This is a genomic window from Chryseobacterium piperi (assembly GCF_002285635.2).
Lineage (GTDB): Bacteria > Bacteroidota > Bacteroidia > Flavobacteriales > Weeksellaceae > Chryseobacterium > Chryseobacterium piperi.
In genome coordinates this window covers 2,515,021-2,536,765 of sequence record NZ_CP023049.2, presented here as the reverse complement: position 1 = coordinate 2,536,765, position 21,745 = coordinate 2,515,021, and the positions used below count along the sequence as shown (strand labels likewise).

Genomic DNA, 21,745 nt, shown 5'->3' with positions numbered 1-21,745 from the left:
ACTATGATGAAAAAAGAACTTGTTTCTCAAACCAAGAATGCTTTCAAAGCACATTTTAAAACAACTCCGGACCATATATTTCTATCCCCGGGACGTATTAATATTATAGGAGAACATGTAGATTATAATGACGGCTTTGTACTCCCGGCTGCTATTGATAGATATATTTGCTTTGCAGTCCGAAAAAATGAACAGACTTCTGCTTGTAATATTGTCGCCGAAGACTTTAACGAAACATTTTCTTTTGAAACCAATGTAGAGATAATTGGTCAATGGCCTACATGGGCTGGCTATCTGCTAGGCGTAGCTGAAGAAATCAGACAATTAGGGAGAAGTATTGGGGGAATTGACATTATTTTTAAAGGAAATATCCCAATGGGAGCAGGCCTCTCTTCTTCGGCAGCTTTGGAATGTGGATTTGCCTTTGTTTTAGATACTATTTTTAATCTACAACTATCCAAAAAAGAGATTGCATTAATAGGTCAAAGATCAGAAAATAATTTTGTAGGAGTCAATTGTGGAATTATGGATCAGTTTGCATCTGTTTTTGGAAAGAAATCTAAAGTAATTATGCTGGATTGTAATTCATTGGATTATCAATATTATGACGCAGAGATAGAGGGATATAGTCTTGTTTTATTTGATAGCCGCGTTAAGCATACGCATACGACTTCTGGATATAATGAAAGACGTAAAGAAATGGAAACAGGAAAGGAAATAATTAAAAAACATTTTCCTGAAATAAAATCTTTTCGTGAATGTACAATTGAAATGTTGGACGAATTAAAAAATGATTTGGGTGAAATAGTTTATAAACGATGTTTGTACGTAATTGAAGAAATCAATAGAGTACCACAGGCTGCATCTGCTTTGAAAAATAAAGATTTAAAAAGATTAGGAGAACTTTTGACTCAGACCCACTATGGCCTTTCAAAGCAATATGAAGTAAGCTGTCCGGAAATTGATTTTTTAGTAGATGAAGCTCTGAGCCAGGAAAGTGTTTTAGGTTCACGTATGATGGGAGGTGGATTTGGTGGATGTTCTATTAACCTCATTGAAAATGGAAAAGTAGACGCAGTCATTGATAATATAAAATCACGCTATAAACAGATACATGGGCTTTCATTACAGGTTTATAAAGTGAGTATTTCAGACGGAACAAAAGAATATAAAGAAGATGAATAGAACATTTAACCAAAAAGATCATCCACACAGAAGGTATAATCCGCTTTTGAATGAATGGATACTCGTTTCTCCTCAGAGGGCAAAGCGTCCTTGGCAAGGTCAGGAAGAAAAAATTATTGAAGAAGTTGTCCGGTCATATGATCCTGATTGCTATCTGTGTTCCGGAAATATGAGAGTAAATGGGATAAATAATCCCAAATATAAAGGAGTCTATGTTTTTGATAACGATTTTGGAGCTCTGTTAAAAGAAGAAGTGTCTTTTGAAGAACATAATAGTGAGCTATTTAAGATAGAACCGGAACGAGGAATCAACAAGGTTATCTGTTTTTCCGATGATCATAGTCTGTCTCTTCCGGAAATGGATGTAGAAGATATAATAAAAGTAGTTGAAGTTTGGCAGGAAGAATATAAGACTTTAGGAAATCTTGATTATATCAATCATGTACAGATTTTTGAGAATAAAGGATCCGTTATGGGTTGCAGTAATCCACATCCACACGGTCAAATCTGGGCTCAGTCCTCTATTCCTTCACAGGTAATAAGAACTCAGGAGAATCTTAAAAAATATTTTCAAAAATATGGTAGATCTCTGCTAGAAGATTACCTTCAACAGGAATCTGATGCTGGATTAAGAATGATACTTGAAAATGATGCCTTTGCTGTAGTAGTGCCATTTTGGGCTATCTGGCCTTATGAAACGATGATTATCAGTAAAAGAAAATTAAGGAATATTACGGAGTTTGACGTTGAAGAAACTAGATTATTTGCTGATATTTTAAAAAAGCTTACCTGTAAATATGATAATCTCTTTGAGGTTCCTTTTCCTTATTCTGCAGGAATACATCAATCACCTACTGATGGAAAGGCATATGATGAATGGCATTTTCATATGCATTTCTATCCGCCCTTGTTACGGTCTGCTCATGTGAAAAAATTTATGGTAGGCTACGAGATGCTTGCTGAAAGCCAACGTGATATTACACCTGAACAAAGTGCTGAAATTTTGAAAAGTTTACCAGTAACCCACTATAAACACAAACGATGAATAAATTAACAGCTACGGATTATATTGTATTTATAATATATTTTATCATTATCATCATTTATGGAATCTATATTTTTAGACGAAATAAAAAAAAGGTTGCAGATAGTAAAGATTATTTCCTGGCGGAAGGATCTCTTACCTGGTGGGCTATCGGGGCATCACTTATTGCGAGCAATATTAGTGCTGAACAATTCATTGGAATGAGTGGGAGTGGTTTCAGTATGGGATTGGCAATTGCTACCTATGAATGGATGGCTGCTTTTACACTTATTATTGTCGCTGTTTTTTTTATTCCTGTTTATCTGAAAAATAAAATATATACCATGCCGCAATATCTTCATAAGAGATATAATGAAAAGGTAGCGTTGATTATGTCCATTTTTTGGTTAATGCTTTACATTGTAGTTAATCTTACGTCGATTCTATATCTTGGAGCACTGGCTATTAATGGTATTTCTGGATTCAATTTCACATTGTGTATGGGTTTTCTTGCAATTTTTGCCATTATGATCACATTAGGTGGGATGAAAGTAATTGGCTATACAGATGTTATTCAGGTTTTTTTTCTGATACTAGGAGGCTTGGTCACAACGTATCTTGCAATTACTTTGGTATCCGGAGAGCAAGGAATAACAGGTTTTTGGACAGGACTTACCTCTATGAAGGAGGCTGCAGGTGATCATTTCCACATGATTTTTAAGAAAACAGATCCTTATTATATTGATCTCCCAGGAATCTCTGTTCTGATTGGAGGAATGCTGATTGTTAACCTTAATTATTGGGGCTGTAACCAGTATATTACTCAGAGAGCACTTGGAGCTGATCTCAAAACCGCACGTAACGGAATCTTATTTGCAGCTTTTTTAAAGCTCTTGATGCCGGTGATCGTTGTATTACCAGGAATTGCAGCTTATGTTTTGTATCAGCAAGGTTTATTTCAGAAAGAAATGCTTCAGGATGGTGTTCTTAATCCTGATCGTGCTTATCCGACTTTACTCAACCTGCTGCCTTCCGGAATGAAAGGATTATCATTTGCCGCACTCATAGCTGCTATAGTCGCCTCTCTTGCTGGAAAAGCAAATAGTATTGCTACAATTTTCACATTAGATATTTATAAACAGTATATTAATAAAGATGCCTCAGAAGAGAATCTGGTACGGGTCGGAAAGTTAACCGTAGTAGCTTCGGTTTTAATGGCTATTATTATTGCACCATTTTTAGGAATAGATAAAAAAGGAGGGTTCCAGTATATTCAGGAATACACAGGTTTTGTGAGTCCAGGTATTTTTGCCATGTTTATTTTAGGCTTTTTCTGGAAAAGGACTACTGCCAAGGCAGCTCTTTTTGCTATAGTAGCGGGATTCATTTTTTCAGTCATGCTTAAATTTGCTCCTTTGGTGATGGATCTATCCTTTTTATATCCTATCGGTTTTGCAGTTCCTAATGCTAATGGTGTATATGAAATGGCGTTTATCGATCGAATGGCTGTGGTATTTTTGTTTTGTGTGCTGGGAATGTATTGGATCAGTATTCGTGAAACTAAAAATGGTTTACCAAGGAAAGGATTGGAAATTGATGCTTCTATGTTTAAAACCAGTCGCGCATTTACGATATGGAGTATAGTAATACTATTAATCCTTATTACTTTATATACTAGTTTTTGGTAAAAGAATTCAAACATTTCTAATTGTCTTAAAATGTTTAATCTATATATTATTGTAGTACACCACTATTAAGGTATCATATATAGTAGTGTCACACACATAAGCCGGCTTTATGCCGGTTTACTTGTATTTATATACCATATATAGCAGGTAAATTACCCAAGCTCCTGCTTTTTCCACGATTCTCTATCTCCCAAAACCTTTTCTCTTCCCTCTTCATTCCCTAGTTCCTAAGCCTTTCTTCCTTGTGCCATTCTGTTTCCCTTGATTCTCTTAAATAAATGTTTAAATTTTTAAAACTGTATTTCAATGAGTTAAGAATAAATATGAATTAAAAGTAAACTTTATGTTAAATAGATTTGGAAGGGTGGGGTAAATAGTGGTAATTTTGCACCACTGAAAACGAGAGATAGTAGGTAGCGCAGAGAACGGTAAACATTAGGAAACAGGCTTAAAAAATAAATGAGAATTTATTTTGATAATAAGAAAAAGTTTGTATCTTTGCAATCCCAATTAAGGGAGCGCAGAAGAAGAGTGGTTAAGGTTTAGAAAGAGTTTAGGGTTAGAAAAAAAGACTTTAAAATTTCTTTAAAAAACATTTGGTCATTTGGAAATAATTAATTACTTTTGCACTCGCAAATATGGAGCGACACTGACAGATAGATTGCTTCATTAAAAAGCGGAAGATATAAAGATCATTGACATACAATATAACAACCAAGTAAGGAAAAACTAAAGCGTCAAAACTTTGAGTGAGTCAGACAAACATACAATGGAGAGTTTGATCCTGGCTCAGGATGAACGCTAGCGGGAGGCCTAACACATGCAAGCCGAGCGGTAGATTGTCTTCGGATAATTGAGAGCGGCGTACGGGTGCGGAACACGTGTGCAACCTACCTTTATCAGGAGGATAGCCTTTCGAAAGGAAGATTAATACTCCATAATATATCAGATGGCATCATTTGATATTGAAAACTCCGGTGGATAGAGATGGGCACGCGCAAGATTAGATAGTTGGTGAGGTAACGGCTCACCAAGTCTATGATCTTTAGGGGGCCTGAGAGGGTGATCCCCCACACTGGTACTGAGACACGGACCAGACTCCTACGGGAGGCAGCAGTGAGGAATATTGGACAATGGGTGAGAGCCTGATCCAGCCATCCCGCGTGAAGGACGACGGCCCTATGGGTTGTAAACTTCTTTTGTATAGGGATAAACCTTTCCACGTGTGGGAAGCTGAAGGTACTATACGAATAAGCACCGGCTAACTCCGTGCCAGCAGCCGCGGTAATACGGAGGGTGCAAGCGTTATCCGGATTTATTGGGTTTAAAGGGTCCGTAGGCGGACTCGTAAGTCAGTGGTGAAATCTCATAGCTCAACTATGAAACTGCCATTGATACTGCGGGTCTTGAGTAAGGTAGAGGTAGCTGGAATAAGTAGTGTAGCGGTGAAATGCATAGATATTACTTAGAACACCAATTGCGAAGGCAGGTTACCATGTCTTAACTGACGCTGATGGACGAAAGCGTGGGGAGCGAACAGGATTAGATACCCTGGTAGTCCACGCCGTAAACGATGCTAACTCGTTTTTGGGGCTTCGGCTTCAGAGACTAAGCGAAAGTGATAAGTTAGCCACCTGGGGAGTACGAACGCAAGTTTGAAACTCAAAGGAATTGACGGGGGCCCGCACAAGCGGTGGATTATGTGGTTTAATTCGATGATACGCGAGGAACCTTACCAAGGCTTAAATGGGAATTGACAGGCTTAGAAATAGGCTTTTCTTCGGACAATTTTCAAGGTGCTGCATGGTTGTCGTCAGCTCGTGCCGTGAGGTGTTAGGTTAAGTCCTGCAACGAGCGCAACCCCTGTCACTAGTTGCTACCATTAAGTTGAGGACTCTAGTGAGACTGCCTACGCAAGTAGAGAGGAAGGTGGGGATGACGTCAAATCATCACGGCCCTTACGCCTTGGGCCACACACGTAATACAATGGCCAGTACAGAGGGCTGCTACCAGGTGACTGGATGCTAATCTCGAAAGCTGGTCTCAGTTCGGATTGGAGTCTGCAACTCGACTCTATGAAGCTGGAATCGCTAGTAATCGCGCATCAGCCATGGCGCGGTGAATACGTTCCCGGGCCTTGTACACACCGCCCGTCAAGCCATGGAAGTCTGGGGTACCTGAAGTCGGTGACCGTAACAGGAGCTGCCTAGGGTAAAACAGGTAACTAGGGCTAAGTCGTAACAAGGTAGCCGTACCGGAAGGTGCGGCTGGAACATCTCATTTTAGAGCGTCTTAAAGACGATAAACAAAATTAAGGTACTTCAATGTACCATGTACTTACTTAAAGAGAAGCTTTAGTTTTTTATTTGGTTGATTATATATAAAAAAATACAAACCCACTAGAAATTAGTAAACGGGAAGGGAGCGATAGAGAGAACAATGATAAGGCAGTATATAGATTACTAAATTACTCATTACCCATCACTCATAAAGAGTCTCGTAGCTCAGCTGGTTAGAGCGCTACACTGATAATGTAGAGGTCGGCAGTTCGAGCCTGCCCGAGACTACTAATTTTGAGTATAGGAGTTTGAGAGTATTAGAGAGAATGAGTTAACGCTCGGGACTTTCTAACACAATCATTCACCAACTCAACTAGAGGGGGAATTAGCTCAGCTGGCTAGAGCGCCTGCCTTGCACGCAGGAGGTCAAGGGTTCGACTCCCTTATTCTCCACAGTTTTGCGCGTTTGATTTAAAAGTATAATGGATAGAGCCAAAACAAATATCCATTTATCATACAAGCAGAAAGACATTAAGATCATTGACATTAACGGTAAAAATATCACAAAGAGAAAACCGAGCGCAACTAAGCGTTTGAGTTTACAAAAATACTTTGACATAGTAATATGTCATAAAAAAAACTAAACTAATTAATAATTAGGAAAGAAATCGTTAAGGGCGTATGGCGGATGCCTAGGCTTTCAGAGGCGAAGAAGGACGTGGTAAGCTGCGAAAAGCTGCGGGGATTGGCACACACGAATTGATCCGCAGATGTCCGAATGGGGCAACCCGGCATGTTGAAGACATGTCACTCTAAATTTATTTAGAGAGCAAACCCGGAGAACTGAAACATCTAAGTACCCGGAGGAAAAGAAATCGAAGAGATTCCGTAAGTAGTGGCGAGCGAAAGCGGATTAGCCCAAAAGTCATTATATGTTTAAAAGAATGTTCTGGAAAGAACAGCCATAGAGGGTGATAGCCCCGTATTTGAAAGGCATATTTTGATGATAAATGAGTAGGGCGGGACACGTGAAATCCTGTCTGAATATGGGGGGACCATCCTCCAAGGCTAAATACTCCTGAAAGACCGATAGTGAACAAGTACTGTGAAGGAAAGGTGAAAAGCACTTCGAATAGAAGGGTGAAATAGAACCTGAAACCGTACGCCTACAAGCGGTCGGAGCCCACATGTTGGGTGACGGCGTGCCTTTTGCATAATGAGCCTACGAGTTAATTTTACTAGCGAGGTTAAGGACTTCAGGTCCGGAGCCGGAGCGAAAGCGAGTCTGAATAGGGCGCATAGTTAGTAGGATTAGACGCGAAACCTTGTGATCTACCCATGGGCAGGTTGAAGCTCTGGTAACACAGAGTGGAGGACCGAACCGGTTGACGTTGAAAAGTCTTCGGATGACCTGTGGGTAGGGGTGAAAGGCCAATCAAACTGGGAGATAGCTCGTACTCCCCGAAATGCATTTAGGTGCAGCGTCGTATATAAGTTTATTAGAGGTAGAGCTACTGATTGGATGCGGGGGTTTCACCACCTACCAATTCCTGACAAACTCCGAATGCTAATAAATGTTCTACGGCAGTGAGGGCATGGGTGCTAAGGTCCATGTCCGAGAGGGAAAGAACCCAGACCAACAGCTAAGGTCCCCAAATATATGTTAAGTTGAAGCAACGCGGTTGGACTGCATTGACAGCTAGGATGTTGGCTTGGAAGCAGCCATTCATTTAAAGAGTGCGTAACAGCTCACTAGTCGAGCGGTCCGGCATGGATAATAATCGGGCATAAACATATTACCGAAGCTATGGATTTATAATTTAGAATTATATCTGGTAGGGGAGCATTCTATTTGCGCCGAAGCAGTATCGTGAGGTATTGTGGAGCGGATAGAAAAGAAAATGTAGGCATAAGTAACGATAAAGGGGGCGAGAAACCCCCTCACCGAAAGACTAAGGTTTCCTCAGCCATGCTAATCAGCTGAGGGTTAGTCGGGACCTAACGCGAACCCGAAAGGGGTAGTGGATGGACAATGGGTTAATATTCCCATACTTGCTCACACTAAAAAGGGGACGGAGTGCCGTACTTGCTGGAGACTGACGGAATAGTCAAGGCCTAGCCTTCGGGCGAAGCTGCTGCAGGGAAAGTGCTTCCAAGAAAAGCCGAAGTGAAGCAACCCGTACCAAAACCGACACAGGTAGTCGAGGAGAGAATCCTAAGGTGCTAGAGTGAATCATGGTTAAGGAACTAGGCAAAATAGTCTCGTAACTTCGGAAGAAGAGACGCCATCAGCAATGGTGGCCGCAGTGAAGAGGCCCAGGCGACTGTTTATCAAAAACACAGGACTCTGCTAAATCGAAAGATGCTGTATAGGGTCTGACACCTGCCCGGTGCTGGAAGGTTAAGGAAGGGCGTTAGCGTAAGCGAAGCGTTTGACTGAAGCCCCAGTAAACGGCGGCCGTAACTATAACGGTCCTAAGGTAGCGAAATTCCTTGTCGGGTAAGTTCCGACCTGCACGAATGGTGTAACGATCTGGGCACTGTCTCAACCATGAGCTCTGTGAAATTGTAGTATCGGTGAAGATGCCGATTACCCGCAATGGGACGAAAAGACCCTGTGAACCTTTACTATAACTTCGTATTGACTTTGAGTAAGTAATGTGTAGGATAGGTGGGAGACTATGAAGCTGGCACGCTAGTGTTGGTGGAGTCGACGTTGAAATACCACCCTTTACTTACTTGGAGCCTAACTTCTTTTAGAAGGACATTGCGTGGTGGGTAGTTTGACTGGGGTGGTCGCCTCCAAAAGAGTAACGGAGGCTTTCAAAGGTACCCTCAGCACGCTTGGTAACCGTGCGTAGAGTGTAATGGCATAAGGGTGCTTGACTGTGAGACCTACAAGTCGATCAGGTGCGAAAGCAGGACATAGTGATCCGGTGGTTCCGTATGGAAGGGCCATCGCTCATAGGATAAAAGGTACTCCGGGGATAACAGGCTAGTCTCCCCCAAGAGCTCACATCGACGGGGAGGTTCGGCACCTCGATGTCGGCTCGTCACATCCTGGGGCTGGAGAAGGTCCCAAGGGTTGGGCTGTTCGCCCATTAAAGTGGCACGCGAGCTGGGTTCAGAACGTCGTGAGACAGTTCGGTCTCTATCTATTGCGGGCGTTAGATGTTTGAGAGGGCTTGATTCTAGTACGAGAGGACCGAATTGAACAAACCTCTGGTGTATCAGTTGTACCGCCAGGTGCACCGCTGAGTAGCTACGTTTGGAAGAGATAAGCACTGAAAGCATATAAGTGCGAAACTCGCCTCAAGATGAGACATCTTTTAAGGGTCGTGGGAGATGACCACGTTGATAGGCTATAGGTGTAAAGTTGGTAACAGCATAGCCGAGTAGTACTAATTACCCGTAGATTTATAGCCTAATTGGCAGCACTTAGTTGCGCAGTAAAGGTTTTGTCTTTGTGAACGTTTTTATCGATTAAAACCAGAAGTTAGCAAATAGAATTTAGAAGTTAGAGAATGATCTAACCTCTAATGACTAAAGTCTAACCTCTTATATAAAGCCTTTAGGGTGGTTTTAGCGGTGGGGCTCACCTGTTCCCATTCCGAACACAGAAGTTAAGCCCACCAGCGCCGATGGTACTGCGAAAGCGGGAGAGTAGGTCGCCGCCAGTTTTTATTAAAAAGTCTCATACATTTATTTGTATGAGACTTTTTTCGTTATAGACATAGACGAACTACTACTACTAGTAATACTACATACATATAAGGTTGCAGATGATAGGTAATAGGTGGCAGGAGGGATTAGGTAAATGGAAAGTAACTGACAACTAAAAACTAGCAACCAGCATAGAAGTTAACGGGATTTTTGCCTTAATTTAAGCGCTATATATCAAAACCAATCTGAGAAAACTTTAAATAGGAAAAAGAAAGAATAGGTAATAAAAAAGCCTCCCTTAAAAAGAGAGGCATTATATAATGTATATTATTAATATATCAGACCTGGATAACTCCTAGGTTAAACTTCTCTGTAATAGGAGTATGATTAGCTGCTTCAATTCCCATAGAAATCCATTTTCTGGTATCTGTAGGATTAATAATAGCATCAGTCCATAATCTGGCTGCAGAATAAGTAGCTTCTGTTTGTTTCTGGTATTTTTTAGAAATGGTATCTAAAATTTCCTGACGTTCTTTTTCTGTAATTTCTTTACCTTGTTTTTTTAAAGTAGATTCCTGAATTTGTGCCAAAACCTTTGCCGCTTGAGATCCCCCCATTACAGCCAGATCAGCCCATGGCCATGCTACGATTAATCTTGGATCGTAAGCTTTTCCACACATTGCATAATTACCGGCACCATAAGAATTCCCGGTGATAACTGTAAATTTAGGAACTACAGAATTAGCTACTGCATTCACCATTTTTGCGCCATCTTTAATGATTCCTCCATGTTCAGATTTTGAACCTACCATAAAGCCGGTAACATCCTGTAAAAAGATCAGCGGAATTTTTCTTTGATTACAATTGGCAATAAATCTTGTAGCTTTATCGGCTGAGTCTGAATATATAACTCCTCCAAATTGCATTTCTCCTTTTCCACTTTTCACCAACTTTCTTTGATTGGCTACAATCCCTACAGACCACCCATCAACTCTTGCTGTAGCACAAATAATCGTCTTTCCGTAATCTGGTTTATATTCTTCGTATTCTGAATTGTCTACTAAACATTTTATAATGTCATAAGTATCATACTGGTCTGCTCTGGAAACAGGTATGATTCCAAAGATATGATCCGGGTTTTCCTTAGGCGGGAAGCTTTCAATTCTATCAAATCCTGCTTTTTCAGTACTTCCGATAGATTTCATAATATTTTTAATTCTGTCTAAAGCATCCTTATCGTCTTTAGCTTTATAGTCGGTAACTCCGGAAATTGAGCAGTGTGTAGTTGCTCCTCCTAAGGTTTCATTATCGATACTTTCTCCGATTGCAGCTTTTACAAGGTAACTTCCGGCTAAGAAGATGGAACCTGTTTTATCTACAATCATAGCTTCATCACTCATAATAGGTAAATACGCCCCACCTGCAACACAGCTGCCCATTACTGCAGAGATTTGTATAATTCCCATGGAACTCATTTTCGCATTATTCCTGAAAATTCGGCCAAAATGTTCTTTGTCAGGGAAAATTTCATCCTGCATAGGAAGATATACTCCTGCTGAATCTACCAGGTAAATAATAGGGAGTTTATTCTCCATAGCGATTTCCTGAGCTCTCAGGTTTTTCTTTCCTGTAATAGGAAACCATGCACCGGCCTTTACAGAAGCGTCATTAGCTACAACGATACATTGTCTTCCGGAAACGTAACCCATCACAACAACGACCCCACCACTTGGGCATCCACCATGCTCTTCATACATTTCGTAACCGGCAAATGCTCCTATTTCTATGGAATCTGAATTTTTATCAAGAAGGTAATCGATTCTTTCCCTTGCGGTCATTTTACCTTCATCGCGTAATTTTTGAAGTTTCTTTTCTCCCCCTCCTTTTTTTATTTCAGCAAGTAAACGATTTATCTCAGATAATTTTAATCTATTTTGATCTTCCCGTTTGTTGAATTCAATATCCATAAAATTTCAATTTTTTACGTCTAAAGATACTATTTTTAAAAGGAATACTACTTTTAGTAAAACAAGCGTTTAATAGGTTGGTTTTCAGAAAATTGTGAAATATTTAACAAAAAATTATTTTTGGATAATTGAGATTTTTGCTAACTTTACAAAAGAGTAATAGGGATAATATTCTCTATATAAATACTCTAAGTTCCTAGTTTATTTTTTTAATAGTTTATTATTTGAAAGCCCCGAAAGTTGACCAAATTTTCGGGGTTTTTTATGCGGAGTAGCAGCTTAGAATTATGAATAATATTTTCTATACTCTACTATATTAAGATTCGTTGTTGAGTTCTTGTTCTTCTGATATTTTTTAAAAGGAACAAAGCCCAGTTTTTCCGGAATTTTTTTACTGGCTATATTTTCTTCATCTACAGGATATAAAATATATTTAAAAGTAAAATTATTTTCCAGAAATTCGATAAGTGCTGTTATGATTTCAGTCCCTAATCCTTTCCCCTGAGAGTCCTTTTTTAACCATAATCCCAATTCAACAGATTCTGCTGTTATATTGTGGATACCGCAGCATCCAATAAAATTACCATTTGAATCTAAGGAAACCATCACTAAGTCCGTGTTTTGTGATAAAGTTCTTTTAGATTCATTGATAAAGCTGATAATATCTTTTCTGTTACCTTGTGGATTAAAGGGCATATATCTGGTGACCTCATTTGTAAAATGTTCCAAAATATCATCTATATATAAGTCTTCAACAGCCCGTAAGGTGGCACGTTCGGTTTTGATTTTAATATTTTTATTTAATCTCATATATATTCTTTAAATAAAAAGCATTGTTTTTCTCCTCTTTTGAACTTTTTTTCAAAAATTAATAGAATAGATCATGGATTAAAGAGAAAATAGCAAAAACTTTATTCATTATTAAAGTAAATTTAGATTTTTTATAAGATTTGTAAAAGCCTATTTGTAAATTTGCACATTAAAAAAATTGAAGTAGGTAGATTATGCAAAAATTAGCGCTTTTCAGATTACATTTAATTGTATTTTTATGGGGATTTACAGCCATCTTAGGAAAACTAATTCATGCAAATGCGCAGATCCTTGTATTTTATAGAATGTTGTTCGCCGCTATTTTTTTATATGCCTATATAAGGATTTATAAAAAAGAAAGTATAAAGGTTTCAAAAAAACTATTTTTTCAATTAGCCGCCATAGGTACTGCTATGGCTCTCCATTGGTACTGTTTCTTTTATTCCATTAAGGTCTCGAACGTTTCTATAGCTTTAAGCTGTTTATCATTATCTACTCTTTTTGCATCTATTTTAGAACCTGTTATTTTTAAAAGGAAAGTGGATCTTTCTGAGGTGGTGATGGGAATGGTCATCGTAGCTTGTATACTACTAATTTTCAAAACAGAGTTTCAATATAAGGAAGGGATTTTTTATGGAGTTCTGTGTGCCGTATTTGGGACTATCTTTTCTGTTTTTAATGGAAAAATGTTTGGAAAAACAAGTTCCGGAAACATTATTTTTTATGAAATTTTCTGTGGATGGTCTGTTTTGATGCTATTTTATTTGTTTTCCGGACAGATTTTTCAAATTAATGAAATAAATTATAGAGATCTTGCGTTAATATGCTTGTTAGCAAGTGTTTTTACAGCTTTTCCAATGTTGGAATCAGTAAATTTAATGAAGTATATCTCTCCATTTACACTAATTTTAACAGTTAATTTAGAGCCTGTTTACGGAATTATACTTGCTTTTTTTATCTTTGGCGAATCAGAGCATATGAGTCCTATATTTTATATTGCATCGTTTGTTATGATAATGGCTATTATAGTCAATGGGTTGATAAAAGCCAGAAAAACAAAAAAAACTACTTAAGCATCCTATTTATATGATAAAAAAATATTTTTTATTTTTATTTTTCCTCTTATTTGGGGTCTTTCATTCTCAGATTATTAGAAAATATTCCAATGAATTTTTAAATATTGGAGCTGGAGCCAGAGGATTGGCAATGGGAGGCGCAGTGGTTTCCAACCAGGACGATGTTTATTCACCGATGTGGAATCCAGCCGGATTAATGGCGATTGAAAGAGATTGGCAGGGAGCAGCAATGCATGCTGAATATTTTGAATCTATTGCAAAATATGATTATTTGGCCTATGCAAAGGTTTTGGAAGAGGGTGTTTTTGGTGTTTCTGTAGTACGGCTAGGAGTAGATAATATTTTGAACACAACTCAAATGATCGATGCGGAAGGAAATATCGATTATGATAAAATAACAAAATTCTCACAATCTGATTATGCGGCTATTCTTTCTTATGCATTTCACCCTGGGGGAAATACCAAACTAGATGTTGGAGTCAATGCGAAAATAGTATACAGAAATGTAGGTAAATTTGCTAATGGTTATGGGTTTGGATTTGATATCGGAGCAATTTATAAAGGAGATAATGGATGGAAATTTGGAGGGATGCTTCGGGATGCTACGACAACCGTTAATTTCTGGAGTATCAATCAGAAAGAATTATCAACTGTTGTTAATGGGGAAGAATTTAACCCCGCTCCCAAGGATAAAATGGAATTAACGATGCCTAAACTGAATGTAGGAGCCAGTAAAATATTTGAAATTAATAGCAGTGTATATGTTTTGCCGGAAGCAGGTTTAAATATAGATTTTGCTAAAACTGCGGCTCTTGTTTCTACAGATTTTGCTAGTATTACGCCTTATGCGGGTGCTGAATTAGGGTATCAGAAAATGATTTTTGTGAGATTGGGGGTTAACCGTTTTCAATCTATTACAGATATCGAAGATTTAAAAAGAAAAGTATCTTTTCAGCCAAGTGCCGGTATAGGTATCAGATATAGAGGGCTTACTCTTGATTATGCGATTACCAATTCCGGAATCGGAGGATCTAATTTTTATTCTAACTTCTTTTCTCTTAAGTTAGATATGGGTACATTTAGAAATGATTAAAAATTTAAAAGATGAAAAAAATATCAGTATTTATACTAACGACTTGGTCAATGTTGGCATTTGCTCAGAAGGTAGCAGATTACAAATATGTTATTATTCCGGAGAATTTTAGCACTTTCAAAGAAAACTTTGGCTTAAGTAAATTTCTGGACAAATCTCTGAAGGGTAAAAAATATGTTACGTTGCCAGTGAGCAAAGATGAATGGCCTGCAGAGGCAAAAGATAATTCTTGTAATGTTTTAAAAGCGGATGTTATTGATGATAGTGGTTTTTTAAGAAACAAGGTTATTTTACAGTTTAAAGATTGTAATGATAAAGTTTTGCAGGAAGCGAAAGGAAGCTCAAATATTAAAGATTATGAGCAGGGTTTTCAGGATGCTCTAAAACAGAGTTTGATAGCAGTTCCCGTTTCTTATCCTACTGCTATGCTGGCTAAGACTCAGGTTGAAACCCAAGTCAATGAACCGGTAAAACCAGTTGCCGTTGTTGAAAGTACTCCATCTTCCTCAGAAAATAAAACGGCTACAAAATATAGTAATGGAAAGCTGAATTTACAAAAAGTACAGATTGACAATAGTCAGTTTATTCTTGTTAAATCGGATAGTTCTGTTCCTTACGCCACTTTTAAAGAATCTACAAAAAAAGATGTTTTCAGAGTTAAGCTTGAAAATGGAGAATCTACAATCGGATATTTTGAAAATGGAAGCATCATCATAGAAGTTCCAACTGCTAACGGAGGATTTTCTAAAGAGGTCTTTTTAGGTAAATAGTTAAATATCTATATATAGAATAACAGTATTATATATTCTATGAACTAAAATATAAAAGAGGCTGTCTCAAAAGAGATAGCCTTTTTTATGCAAAAAGGAAAGCTTTCGCTTTCCTAATAGTTGCAAATTGATTAATTTGCATTGTGTTAAGTACGTCAAAAGTAGTCTTTAAAGATTACACCCCCAAAGAAAATCTGCTTTTTCCTCCCAATTTATCGGAGTTGATTGATGAGCGACATCCTGTGAAAATTGTTTCAAACATTATTGATGGCTTGGATATCAAAAGCTTAATTAAAACCTACAAACCTGGCGGAACATCTTGCTACCACCCGAAAATGCTTTTGAAAGTTTTGATTTATGGCTATTTAAGCAATATCTATTCAAGCCGCAAAATGGAGCAGGCCTTGAAAGAAAACATCCATTTTATGTGGCTCTCTGCAATGAGCCGTCCCGATCATAACACCTTAAACAGGTTCCGTAGTGAACGATTGAAAGGTGAGATTAAAGCTATTTTCACACAAATTGTTCTTCTTTTGGAAAAGGAAGGTTTGGTAAGTCTGAAAACCACTTTTGTAGATGGCACCAAGATAGAAGCCAATGCCAATCGCTATACTTTTGTTTGGGGAAGAGCTGTCAAAAAACACAAAGAAAGGCTTGCAGAGCAATTAGAAGAGCTTTGGAACTATGCAGAAACAGTTGCCAAAGACGAGCTTGAAAATACAGAAAGTATTGATTTTAAAGAAGTAGATTCTGAAAAAGTAACTCAAACCATCGAAAAGATCAATGAAGTTTTGAAAGATAAAAAAGTAGCTTCAAAAGTTCGTCAGAAACTGAATTATGCTAAGAAAAACTGGGCAGATAATTTAGAGAAATATAAAAAACAGCAAGAATTATTAGAAGATAGAAATTCCTATTCCAAAACCGATACAGACGCTACTTTTATGCGAATGAAGGAGGATCATATGCGAAACGGACAACTAAAACCCGCTTACAATCTACAAATTTCTACCCATAGACAATTCATTTTACATTATTCAATTCATCCCAACCCAACAGACACCAAAACATTAGCGACTCATTTACTGGGTTTTGAAGAAAGCTATCATAAAGCTCCCAAAGAGCTTGTTGCTGATGCTGGTTATGGCTCAGAAGAAAATTACAACTTGTTAAAATCTAAGAAAATAAAAGCTTATGTTAAATATAATTACTTCAGAAAAGATCAGAAATCGGGACAAATAACCACTTCACAAAACAATCCTAAATTGGCAAAAATCAGAGAAAAGGTTTTCAAACTTCTTAATACCAGCAAGGGCATCAAACTCAGAAAACAAAGATCCCATGATGTTGAACCTGTTTTTGCAGAGCTCAAACACAACAAAAATTTTAAACGATTCATGCTTCGGGGAAAAAATAAAGTCGAGGTAGAAATCGGCATACTCGCAATTGCCCACAATCTAAAGAAAATGTCAAAAGCAGCCTAAAACAGACTGCTTTTTTGACTTATATCTTCTTTTTTCCAAGATATTTTTTTTATTCAAAATATCGAAATCTTTTTTCAATGAAATACTAAAAAGAGACTGTCCTTTTGAGACAGCCTCTTTTAATTAAACCATAAAAAATTAAAAACTATGGCATCAGAACAGTATCTATTACATGGATAACTCCGTTAGATTGATTTACATCAGCTATTGTAACTTTTGCACTGTTTCCTTTAGCATCTTTTATATACAGATCTTTACCCTTTGTCCAGAAGGTTACATCTTCTCCTTCAACAGTTTTCATCATGCTTTTTCCGTTTCCTGCTTTTACAGCAGCCCAAATTTCTTTAGCACTATACTTTCCGGGTAGAACATGATAGGTTAAGATTTTTGTAAGTGTTGGTTTGTTCTCTGGTTTAACCAGGTTTTCTACAGTTCCTTTTGGAAGTTTAGCAAATGCTGCATCAGTAGGAGCCAGTACGGTGAATGGACCTGCCCCTTGTAACGTTTCTACTAATCCTGCTGCTTTTACCGCTGCAACCAATGTTTTGTGGTCTTTGGAATTAACAGCATTTTCAATGATATTTTTTGATGGATACATAGGAGCTCCGCCTACCATTACTGTTTTTTCTTTCATCGTTTGTGCAGTTACCTTCCCGCTAAATACGAATGATAAAGCTACCATTCCGAATACTGCGATTTTTGATCTTGTGTTCATTTTTTTGATTTTTAAATTAATAGTATTTGATTCTTATTCTTATCATCATTTACGATATTGGTTTGACTTTAGATTTAAAAGATTTTAATTTATTTTAAACTTTTTGCTGGTGACTTTGAATTGGGAACAAAATCCAGGCAAACTGAATTCATACAAAAGCGTTTACCGGTAGGTTTAGGCCCATCATCAAACATATGCCCCAGGTGAGAGTCACACCTGCCACAAAGAACCTCAGCTCTGACCATATTATGAGAGGTGTCTTTTCTATACTTCACACTATTGGTACGAACAGGTTGATAAAAAGATGGCCAGCCACAGGTTGTTGCAAATTTTGATGTAGAGAGAAATAAGGCATTTCCACATACGGCACAATAGTAAGTACCTCTTTGATCAAACTCATCATACTTGCCTGTGAAAGCTGTTTCCGTAGCTCCTTCTCTGGCAACCTGGTAAAGTTCCGGCGAAAGGATTTTTTTCCATTCAGCATTGCTTACATGCAGAGGGGTAGTTACTGTACGGGAATAATAAGGGTTTTTTGTTTTGAAATTGGATGATTGGGCCGCATATTTTCCACTGATTATTATTAAAAGAAAGACAAGAATTGCCTTTACTAACATTGTTTTCATATTCTTGGATTTTAAATTTTTTACTTAAATTCATATACGATATAAAACAAATTTCAGATTTGATTGATAATTTGTTTTATTTTGTTACATTTGAATAGAAAAATAATCGCCATTAAGACAAACTATTCGGAAGAGGAACTTATCGTTTTACTACAAGAAAAAAACGAGGCTGGCTTTCATCATTTGTATGACCATTATGCTGGTGCATTATATGGTGTCATACTCCGAATTGTGCAATCAAAGGAATATACTGAAGAAATTATTCAGGATGTTTTCATGAAAATCTGGAACTCTATCCATCAATATGATACCAGTAAGGGAAGGTTCTACACATGGATGATTAATATTGCCAGAAATACTGCAATCGATTATTTAAAATCTAAAGGTTTTCAAAACGAATTAAAAAACCAATCAATTCCGGATTTCGTATATAATAGTGCGGAACTTTCAACCACAAACAATGAATCTGATTTCATTGGTTTTAATAATGTGCTTGAAACTTTGGATTTTGATAAACAGGAGCTTATTAATTTAGCTTATTATCAGGGATATACACAGAATGAAATATCTGAGAAATTGAAAATACCTTTGGGTACTGTAAAAACAAAAATGCGGAACGCATTGATAAAATTAAAGGATTTGTTAAAAGATTATCAATAAATTGAACACTAAGGAATACATATCATCCGGAATTATAGAATCCTATATTCTAGGTCTTGCTTCTCCCGAGGAGGCAGGGATTTTGGAGTGTGTGATGAAAAATAATGCAGAGGTAAAAACTGCTTTTGAAGAAGCACAAAAAACTTTGGAGGATCTTGCAACAGTACAAGCTGTAGCTCCCCCTGAAGATCTAAAATCTAAAATCTGGAATAAGATTCAGCAAGAACAGGTTGTTGAAGAAGTAAAACCTGCAATGGAGCAGGATAATTCCATCTTTGAAAAAGAAAAGGATTCAAAAGAAATAAAAATTCAGAAAAACACCCAATGGAAAACTTATGCTATTGCAGCTTCTGTACTGTTTTTAGTAAGTGTTGCGGGGAATATATTTTGGATGAAGAATCAGTCAGAAAATAAAGAAACAATTGCAAAACTTAATACTGAGACACAATCTAAGGATTTGGCGCTGCAAAAGATGAATGAAAAATGGCGGATGTTATCCAGTGATGAAATGCAGATGGTTGTATTAAAGGGAGTAGAAAAACATCCGGATTCTAAGGCAATGGTTTTTTGGGACAAAAAAACCAAAGAAGTATATCTGAATGCAGAAGATTTGCCGAAAGCGCCTGAAGGGATGCAATATCAATTATGGGCGATTGCGGATGGGAAACCTGTAAGTGCAGGCATGTACACAGAAGAAAAAGACAGTAAAATAGCACTTTCCAACATACCTAAGGCGCAAGCCTTCGCGATAACCCTTGAGAAAAAAGGAGGAAGTGAAACGCCTACCATGGAAAACATGTATGTAATGGGAGAAATTTAATTTCTTAAATGATTAATCTTAATATTGAAAAAAACTCTCGTAAGAGAGTTTTTTTTGTTTTTAGTCATTAAAATATTCAAAGATTACTTTGGCTTTACTTTTACCCAATATTTCTTCTAAAGTTTCCAGATTAGCCTCTTTAATTCTTTTCACAGATTTGAGTTTCGATAAGAGCAATTCTATAGTTTTTCCACCAACTCCAGGAATCTCTTCAAGTTCAGATTTTATCGTAGAATTTTTTCTTCTTGTCCTGTGATGTTTTACCCCGAAACGGTGGGCCTCATCACGTACTCTTTGTAAAATTTTAAGGGTCTCAGATTTTTTGTCCAGATACAACGGAATAGGATCTTCAGGGAAGAATATTTCTTCTAATCTTTTAGCAATTCCCACAATGGTAATTTTTCCATATAATCCCAGTAATCTTAAGCTTTTAACTGCAGAAGATAACTGTCCTTTTCCCCCATCAATAAGGATAAGCTGTGGAAGACTGTCTCCTTCATCCAATAACCTTTTATAACGACGATAGATTACTTCTTCCATCGTTGCAAAATCATTAGCTCCTTCTACTGTCTTGGGATGGAAGATTCTGTAATCTGCTTTACTGGGTTTGCCATCTTTAAAAACGACACAAGCTGAAACAGGATTTGTACCTTGAATATTGGAGTTATCAAATCCTTCAATATGTCTGGGTTCTACAGGCATTCGCAATAATTTTTGCATTTCAGCCATAATCCGGTTGGTATGTCTTTCAGGATCTACAATCTGTACCTGCTTTAGTTTTTCCAGACGGTATTCTTTTGCATTCTTTTCAGAAAGCTCAACGATTCGTTTTTTATCACCGACTTTAGGTACAATCAGCTTTACATTGGGAATTTCGACAGTTAAATGAAAGGGAAGTAAAACTTCTTTTGAATCAGAACCGAATTTCTGACGGATTTCTATTAATGCCTCTTCCATGATATCTTCATCAGATTCTTCAAGAATCTTTTTGATTTCTGTAGTGAAACTTTGGATGATATTTCCGTTTCTTATTTTAAAGAAGTTTACATAAGCTGCTGTTTCATCACTGGTCATTCCGAAAACATCTACATCATCAATGTTAGGATTTACTACAGTATTTTTAGACTGGTAGTCTTCCAGGATGTCTAATCTTTCTTTAATGATCTGTGCATCCTCAAACTGAAGATTAGAAGCATGTTTCATCATTTGATTAACCAGGTAATCTTTGGCTTTTCGGAAATCTCCTTTTACGATTCCACGGATAGAATCTATTTTTTCATCATATTCTGCTTTGCTTTCAAGTCCTTCACAGGGTCCTTCACAGTTTTTAATATGATACTCAAGACAGACTTTATATTTTCCGTTTTCAATTTTATTAGGAGCCAGATTCAGGTTACATGTTCTGAGTTTATAAATATGCTTAATGGTATCCAATAAAATTTTTGCCGGACGTACCTTCGCATAGGGACCGTAATATTCCGAGCCGTCCCTGATCTTGTTTCTTGTCAGAAAGATTCTCGGAAAATCTTCATTCTTAATACAAATCCAGGGATAAGTTTTGTCATCTTTTAACATGACGTTATAAAAGGGTTGATGTTCTTTGATCAGATTGTTTTCCAATAGGAGAGCATCATATTCACTATTAACAATGGTGGTTTCCAATCGTTGGATTTTTCCGACCATTATTCTTGTTCTATATCCCGGAAGGTTTTTATTAAAATAAGAAAGTACCCTTTTCTTTAAGTTTTTGGCTTTGCCTACATACAATAATTGATCGTTTTTATCATAATAACGATAAACGCCAGGTTCAGAAGGTAAAGTTTTGAGTTGTAATTCTAAAGAAGGATTCATATAACAAAATTACGGAATAGAATTGTGATTTAAAAGA

General features: G+C 37.3%; 14 protein-coding genes, 2 tRNA genes and 3 rRNA genes. 14 read left to right on the top strand and 5 right to left on the bottom strand.

Annotated features, from left to right (window positions below; genetic code table 11):
• Positions 1–6: 6 nt before the first annotated feature.
• From galK to rrf, 8 genes are all read left to right on the top strand, one after another.
• Positions 7–1,185, top strand: coding sequence for a galactokinase (galK, locus tag CJF12_RS11055; RefSeq protein ID WP_034688263.1), 1,179 nt, complete (start codon positions 7–9; stop codon positions 1,183–1,185).
• Positions 1,178–2,230, top strand: a complete 1,053-nt coding sequence (locus CJF12_RS11050; protein ID WP_034688260.1) for a UDP-glucose--hexose-1-phosphate uridylyltransferase — start codon at positions 1,178–1,180, stop codon at positions 2,228–2,230. Before galK ends, CJF12_RS11050 begins: the two co-directional genes overlap by 8 nt.
• The gene (locus CJF12_RS11045) at positions 2,227–3,897 is read left to right on the top strand and encodes a sodium:solute symporter family transporter (protein WP_034688261.1); all 1,671 of its coding nucleotides are present in this window, start codon (positions 2,227–2,229) and stop codon (positions 3,895–3,897) included. The genes CJF12_RS11050 and CJF12_RS11045 overlap by 4 nt, the downstream gene beginning before the upstream one ends.
• A 766-nt stretch (positions 3,898–4,663) precedes the next feature.
• Positions 4,664–6,180, top strand: a 16S ribosomal RNA gene (locus CJF12_RS11040).
• A gap of 210 nt (positions 6,181–6,390) precedes the next feature.
• Positions 6,391–6,464, top strand: a tRNA-Ile gene (locus CJF12_RS11035).
• Between the two features lie 91 nt (positions 6,465–6,555).
• A tRNA-Ala gene (locus CJF12_RS11030) sits at positions 6,556–6,629 on the top strand.
• 208 nt (positions 6,630–6,837) lie between these two features.
• Positions 6,838–9,601: ribosomal RNA gene (locus tag CJF12_RS11025) — 23S ribosomal RNA — on the top strand.
• A 147-nt stretch (positions 9,602–9,748) separates the two neighbouring features.
• Positions 9,749–9,856, top strand: a 5S ribosomal RNA gene (gene rrf, locus CJF12_RS11020).
• Together the 16S, 23S and 5S rRNA genes with 2 tRNA genes alongside form the textbook arrangement of a ribosomal RNA operon.
• 321 nt (positions 9,857–10,177) lie before the next feature.
• Here the strand turns inward: rrf and CJF12_RS11015 are convergent.
• Both CJF12_RS11015 and CJF12_RS11010 read right to left on the bottom strand, forming a co-directional pair.
• Positions 10,178–11,806, bottom strand: a complete 1,629-nt coding sequence (locus CJF12_RS11015; RefSeq protein ID WP_034687963.1) for an acyl-CoA carboxylase subunit beta — start codon at positions 11,804–11,806, stop codon at positions 10,178–10,180.
• Between the two features lie 285 nt (positions 11,807–12,091).
• Positions 12,092–12,616, bottom strand: a complete 525-nt coding sequence (locus CJF12_RS11010) for a GNAT family N-acetyltransferase (RefSeq protein WP_034687961.1) — start codon at positions 12,614–12,616, stop codon at positions 12,092–12,094.
• A 194-nt stretch (positions 12,617–12,810) separates the two neighbouring features.
• Between CJF12_RS11010 and CJF12_RS11005 the strand changes: the two genes are divergently transcribed.
• The 4 genes from CJF12_RS11005 to CJF12_RS10990 all read left to right on the top strand — a co-directional run bounded on the left by CJF12_RS11005 (position 12,811) and on the right by CJF12_RS10990 (position 17,036).
• Positions 12,811–13,689, top strand: coding sequence for a DMT family transporter (locus CJF12_RS11005; RefSeq protein ID WP_034687959.1), 879 nt, complete (start codon positions 12,811–12,813; stop codon positions 13,687–13,689).
• Between the two features lie 13 nt (positions 13,690–13,702).
• Complete coding sequence (locus CJF12_RS11000; RefSeq protein ID WP_034687954.1) at positions 13,703–14,785, top strand: putative type IX sorting system protein PorV2; 1,083 nt, start codon at positions 13,703–13,705, stop codon at positions 14,783–14,785.
• 11 nt (positions 14,786–14,796) lie between these two features.
• On the top strand, positions 14,797–15,555 hold the full coding sequence (locus tag CJF12_RS10995; RefSeq protein WP_034687952.1) for a hypothetical protein: 759 nt from the start codon (positions 14,797–14,799) through the stop codon (positions 15,553–15,555).
• A 143-nt stretch (positions 15,556–15,698) separates the two neighbouring features.
• Positions 15,699–17,036, top strand: a complete 1,338-nt coding sequence (locus CJF12_RS10990) for an IS1182 family transposase (RefSeq protein ID WP_095591145.1) — start codon at positions 15,699–15,701, stop codon at positions 17,034–17,036.
• A 145-nt stretch (positions 17,037–17,181) separates the two neighbouring features.
• On the opposite strand, the gene CJF12_RS10985 is transcribed toward CJF12_RS10990, so the two are convergent.
• Complete coding sequence (locus CJF12_RS10985; protein ID WP_034686677.1) at positions 17,182–17,751, bottom strand: fasciclin domain-containing protein; 570 nt, start codon at positions 17,749–17,751, stop codon at positions 17,182–17,184.
• Positions 17,752–17,840: 89 nt separating this feature from the next.
• On the bottom strand, positions 17,841–18,377 hold the full coding sequence (gene msrB, locus CJF12_RS10980) for a peptide-methionine (R)-S-oxide reductase MsrB (protein WP_034686678.1): 537 nt from the start codon (positions 18,375–18,377) through the stop codon (positions 17,841–17,843).
• Between the two features lie 90 nt (positions 18,378–18,467).
• On the opposite strand from msrB, the gene CJF12_RS10975 reads away from it, so the two are divergent.
• Together CJF12_RS10975 and CJF12_RS10970 are read left to right on the top strand one after the other, a co-directional pair.
• Positions 18,468–19,037 (top strand): RNA polymerase sigma factor, encoded by a 570-nt coding sequence (locus tag CJF12_RS10975; protein ID WP_228379114.1) that lies wholly within the window; start codon positions 18,468–18,470, stop codon positions 19,035–19,037.
• 1 nt (position 19,038) lies between these two features.
• Positions 19,039–19,857: an anti-sigma factor gene (locus CJF12_RS10970; RefSeq protein ID WP_034686679.1), complete on the top strand. Its 819-nt coding sequence runs from the start codon at positions 19,039–19,041 to the stop codon at positions 19,855–19,857.
• 60 nt (positions 19,858–19,917) lie between these two features.
• On the opposite strand, the gene uvrC is transcribed toward CJF12_RS10970, so the two are convergent.
• Positions 19,918–21,708 carry an excinuclease ABC subunit UvrC gene (gene uvrC, locus CJF12_RS10965; RefSeq protein ID WP_034686681.1) on the bottom strand — a complete coding sequence of 597 codons (1,791 nt, stop codon included), beginning with the start codon at positions 21,706–21,708 and terminating at the stop codon, positions 19,918–19,920.
• Positions 21,709–21,745: the final 37 nt, after the last annotated feature.

Excerpts from the sequence above, each read along its gene's own strand:
- CJF12_RS10995 (WP_034687952.1), top strand. The coding sequence starts at position 14,797 with ATGAAAAAAATATCAGTATTTATACTAACGACTTGGTCAATGTTGGCA.
- galK (WP_034688263.1), top strand. The coding sequence starts at position 7 with ATGAAAAAAGAACTTGTTTCTCAAACCAAGAATGCTTTCAAAGCACAT.
- CJF12_RS11010 (WP_034687961.1), bottom strand. The coding sequence starts at position 12,616 with ATGAGATTAAATAAAAATATTAAAATCAAAACCGAACGTGCCACCTTA.
- CJF12_RS11050 (WP_034688260.1), top strand. The coding sequence starts at position 1,178 with ATGAATAGAACATTTAACCAAAAAGATCATCCACACAGAAGGTATAAT.
- CJF12_RS11000 (WP_034687954.1), top strand. The coding sequence starts at position 13,703 with ATGATAAAAAAATATTTTTTATTTTTATTTTTCCTCTTATTTGGGGTC.
- msrB (WP_034686678.1), bottom strand. The coding sequence starts at position 18,377 with ATGAAAACAATGTTAGTAAAGGCAATTCTTGTCTTTCTTTTAATAATA.
- uvrC (WP_034686681.1), bottom strand. The coding sequence starts at position 21,708 with ATGAATCCTTCTTTAGAATTACAACTCAAAACTTTACCTTCTGAACCT.
- CJF12_RS11005 (WP_034687959.1), top strand. The coding sequence starts at position 12,811 with ATGCAAAAATTAGCGCTTTTCAGATTACATTTAATTGTATTTTTATGG.
- CJF12_RS10985 (WP_034686677.1), bottom strand. The coding sequence starts at position 17,751 with ATGAACACAAGATCAAAAATCGCAGTATTCGGAATGGTAGCTTTATCA.
- CJF12_RS11045 (WP_034688261.1), top strand. The coding sequence starts at position 2,227 with ATGAATAAATTAACAGCTACGGATTATATTGTATTTATAATATATTTT.
- CJF12_RS11015 (WP_034687963.1), bottom strand. The coding sequence starts at position 11,806 with ATGGATATTGAATTCAACAAACGGGAAGATCAAAATAGATTAAAATTA.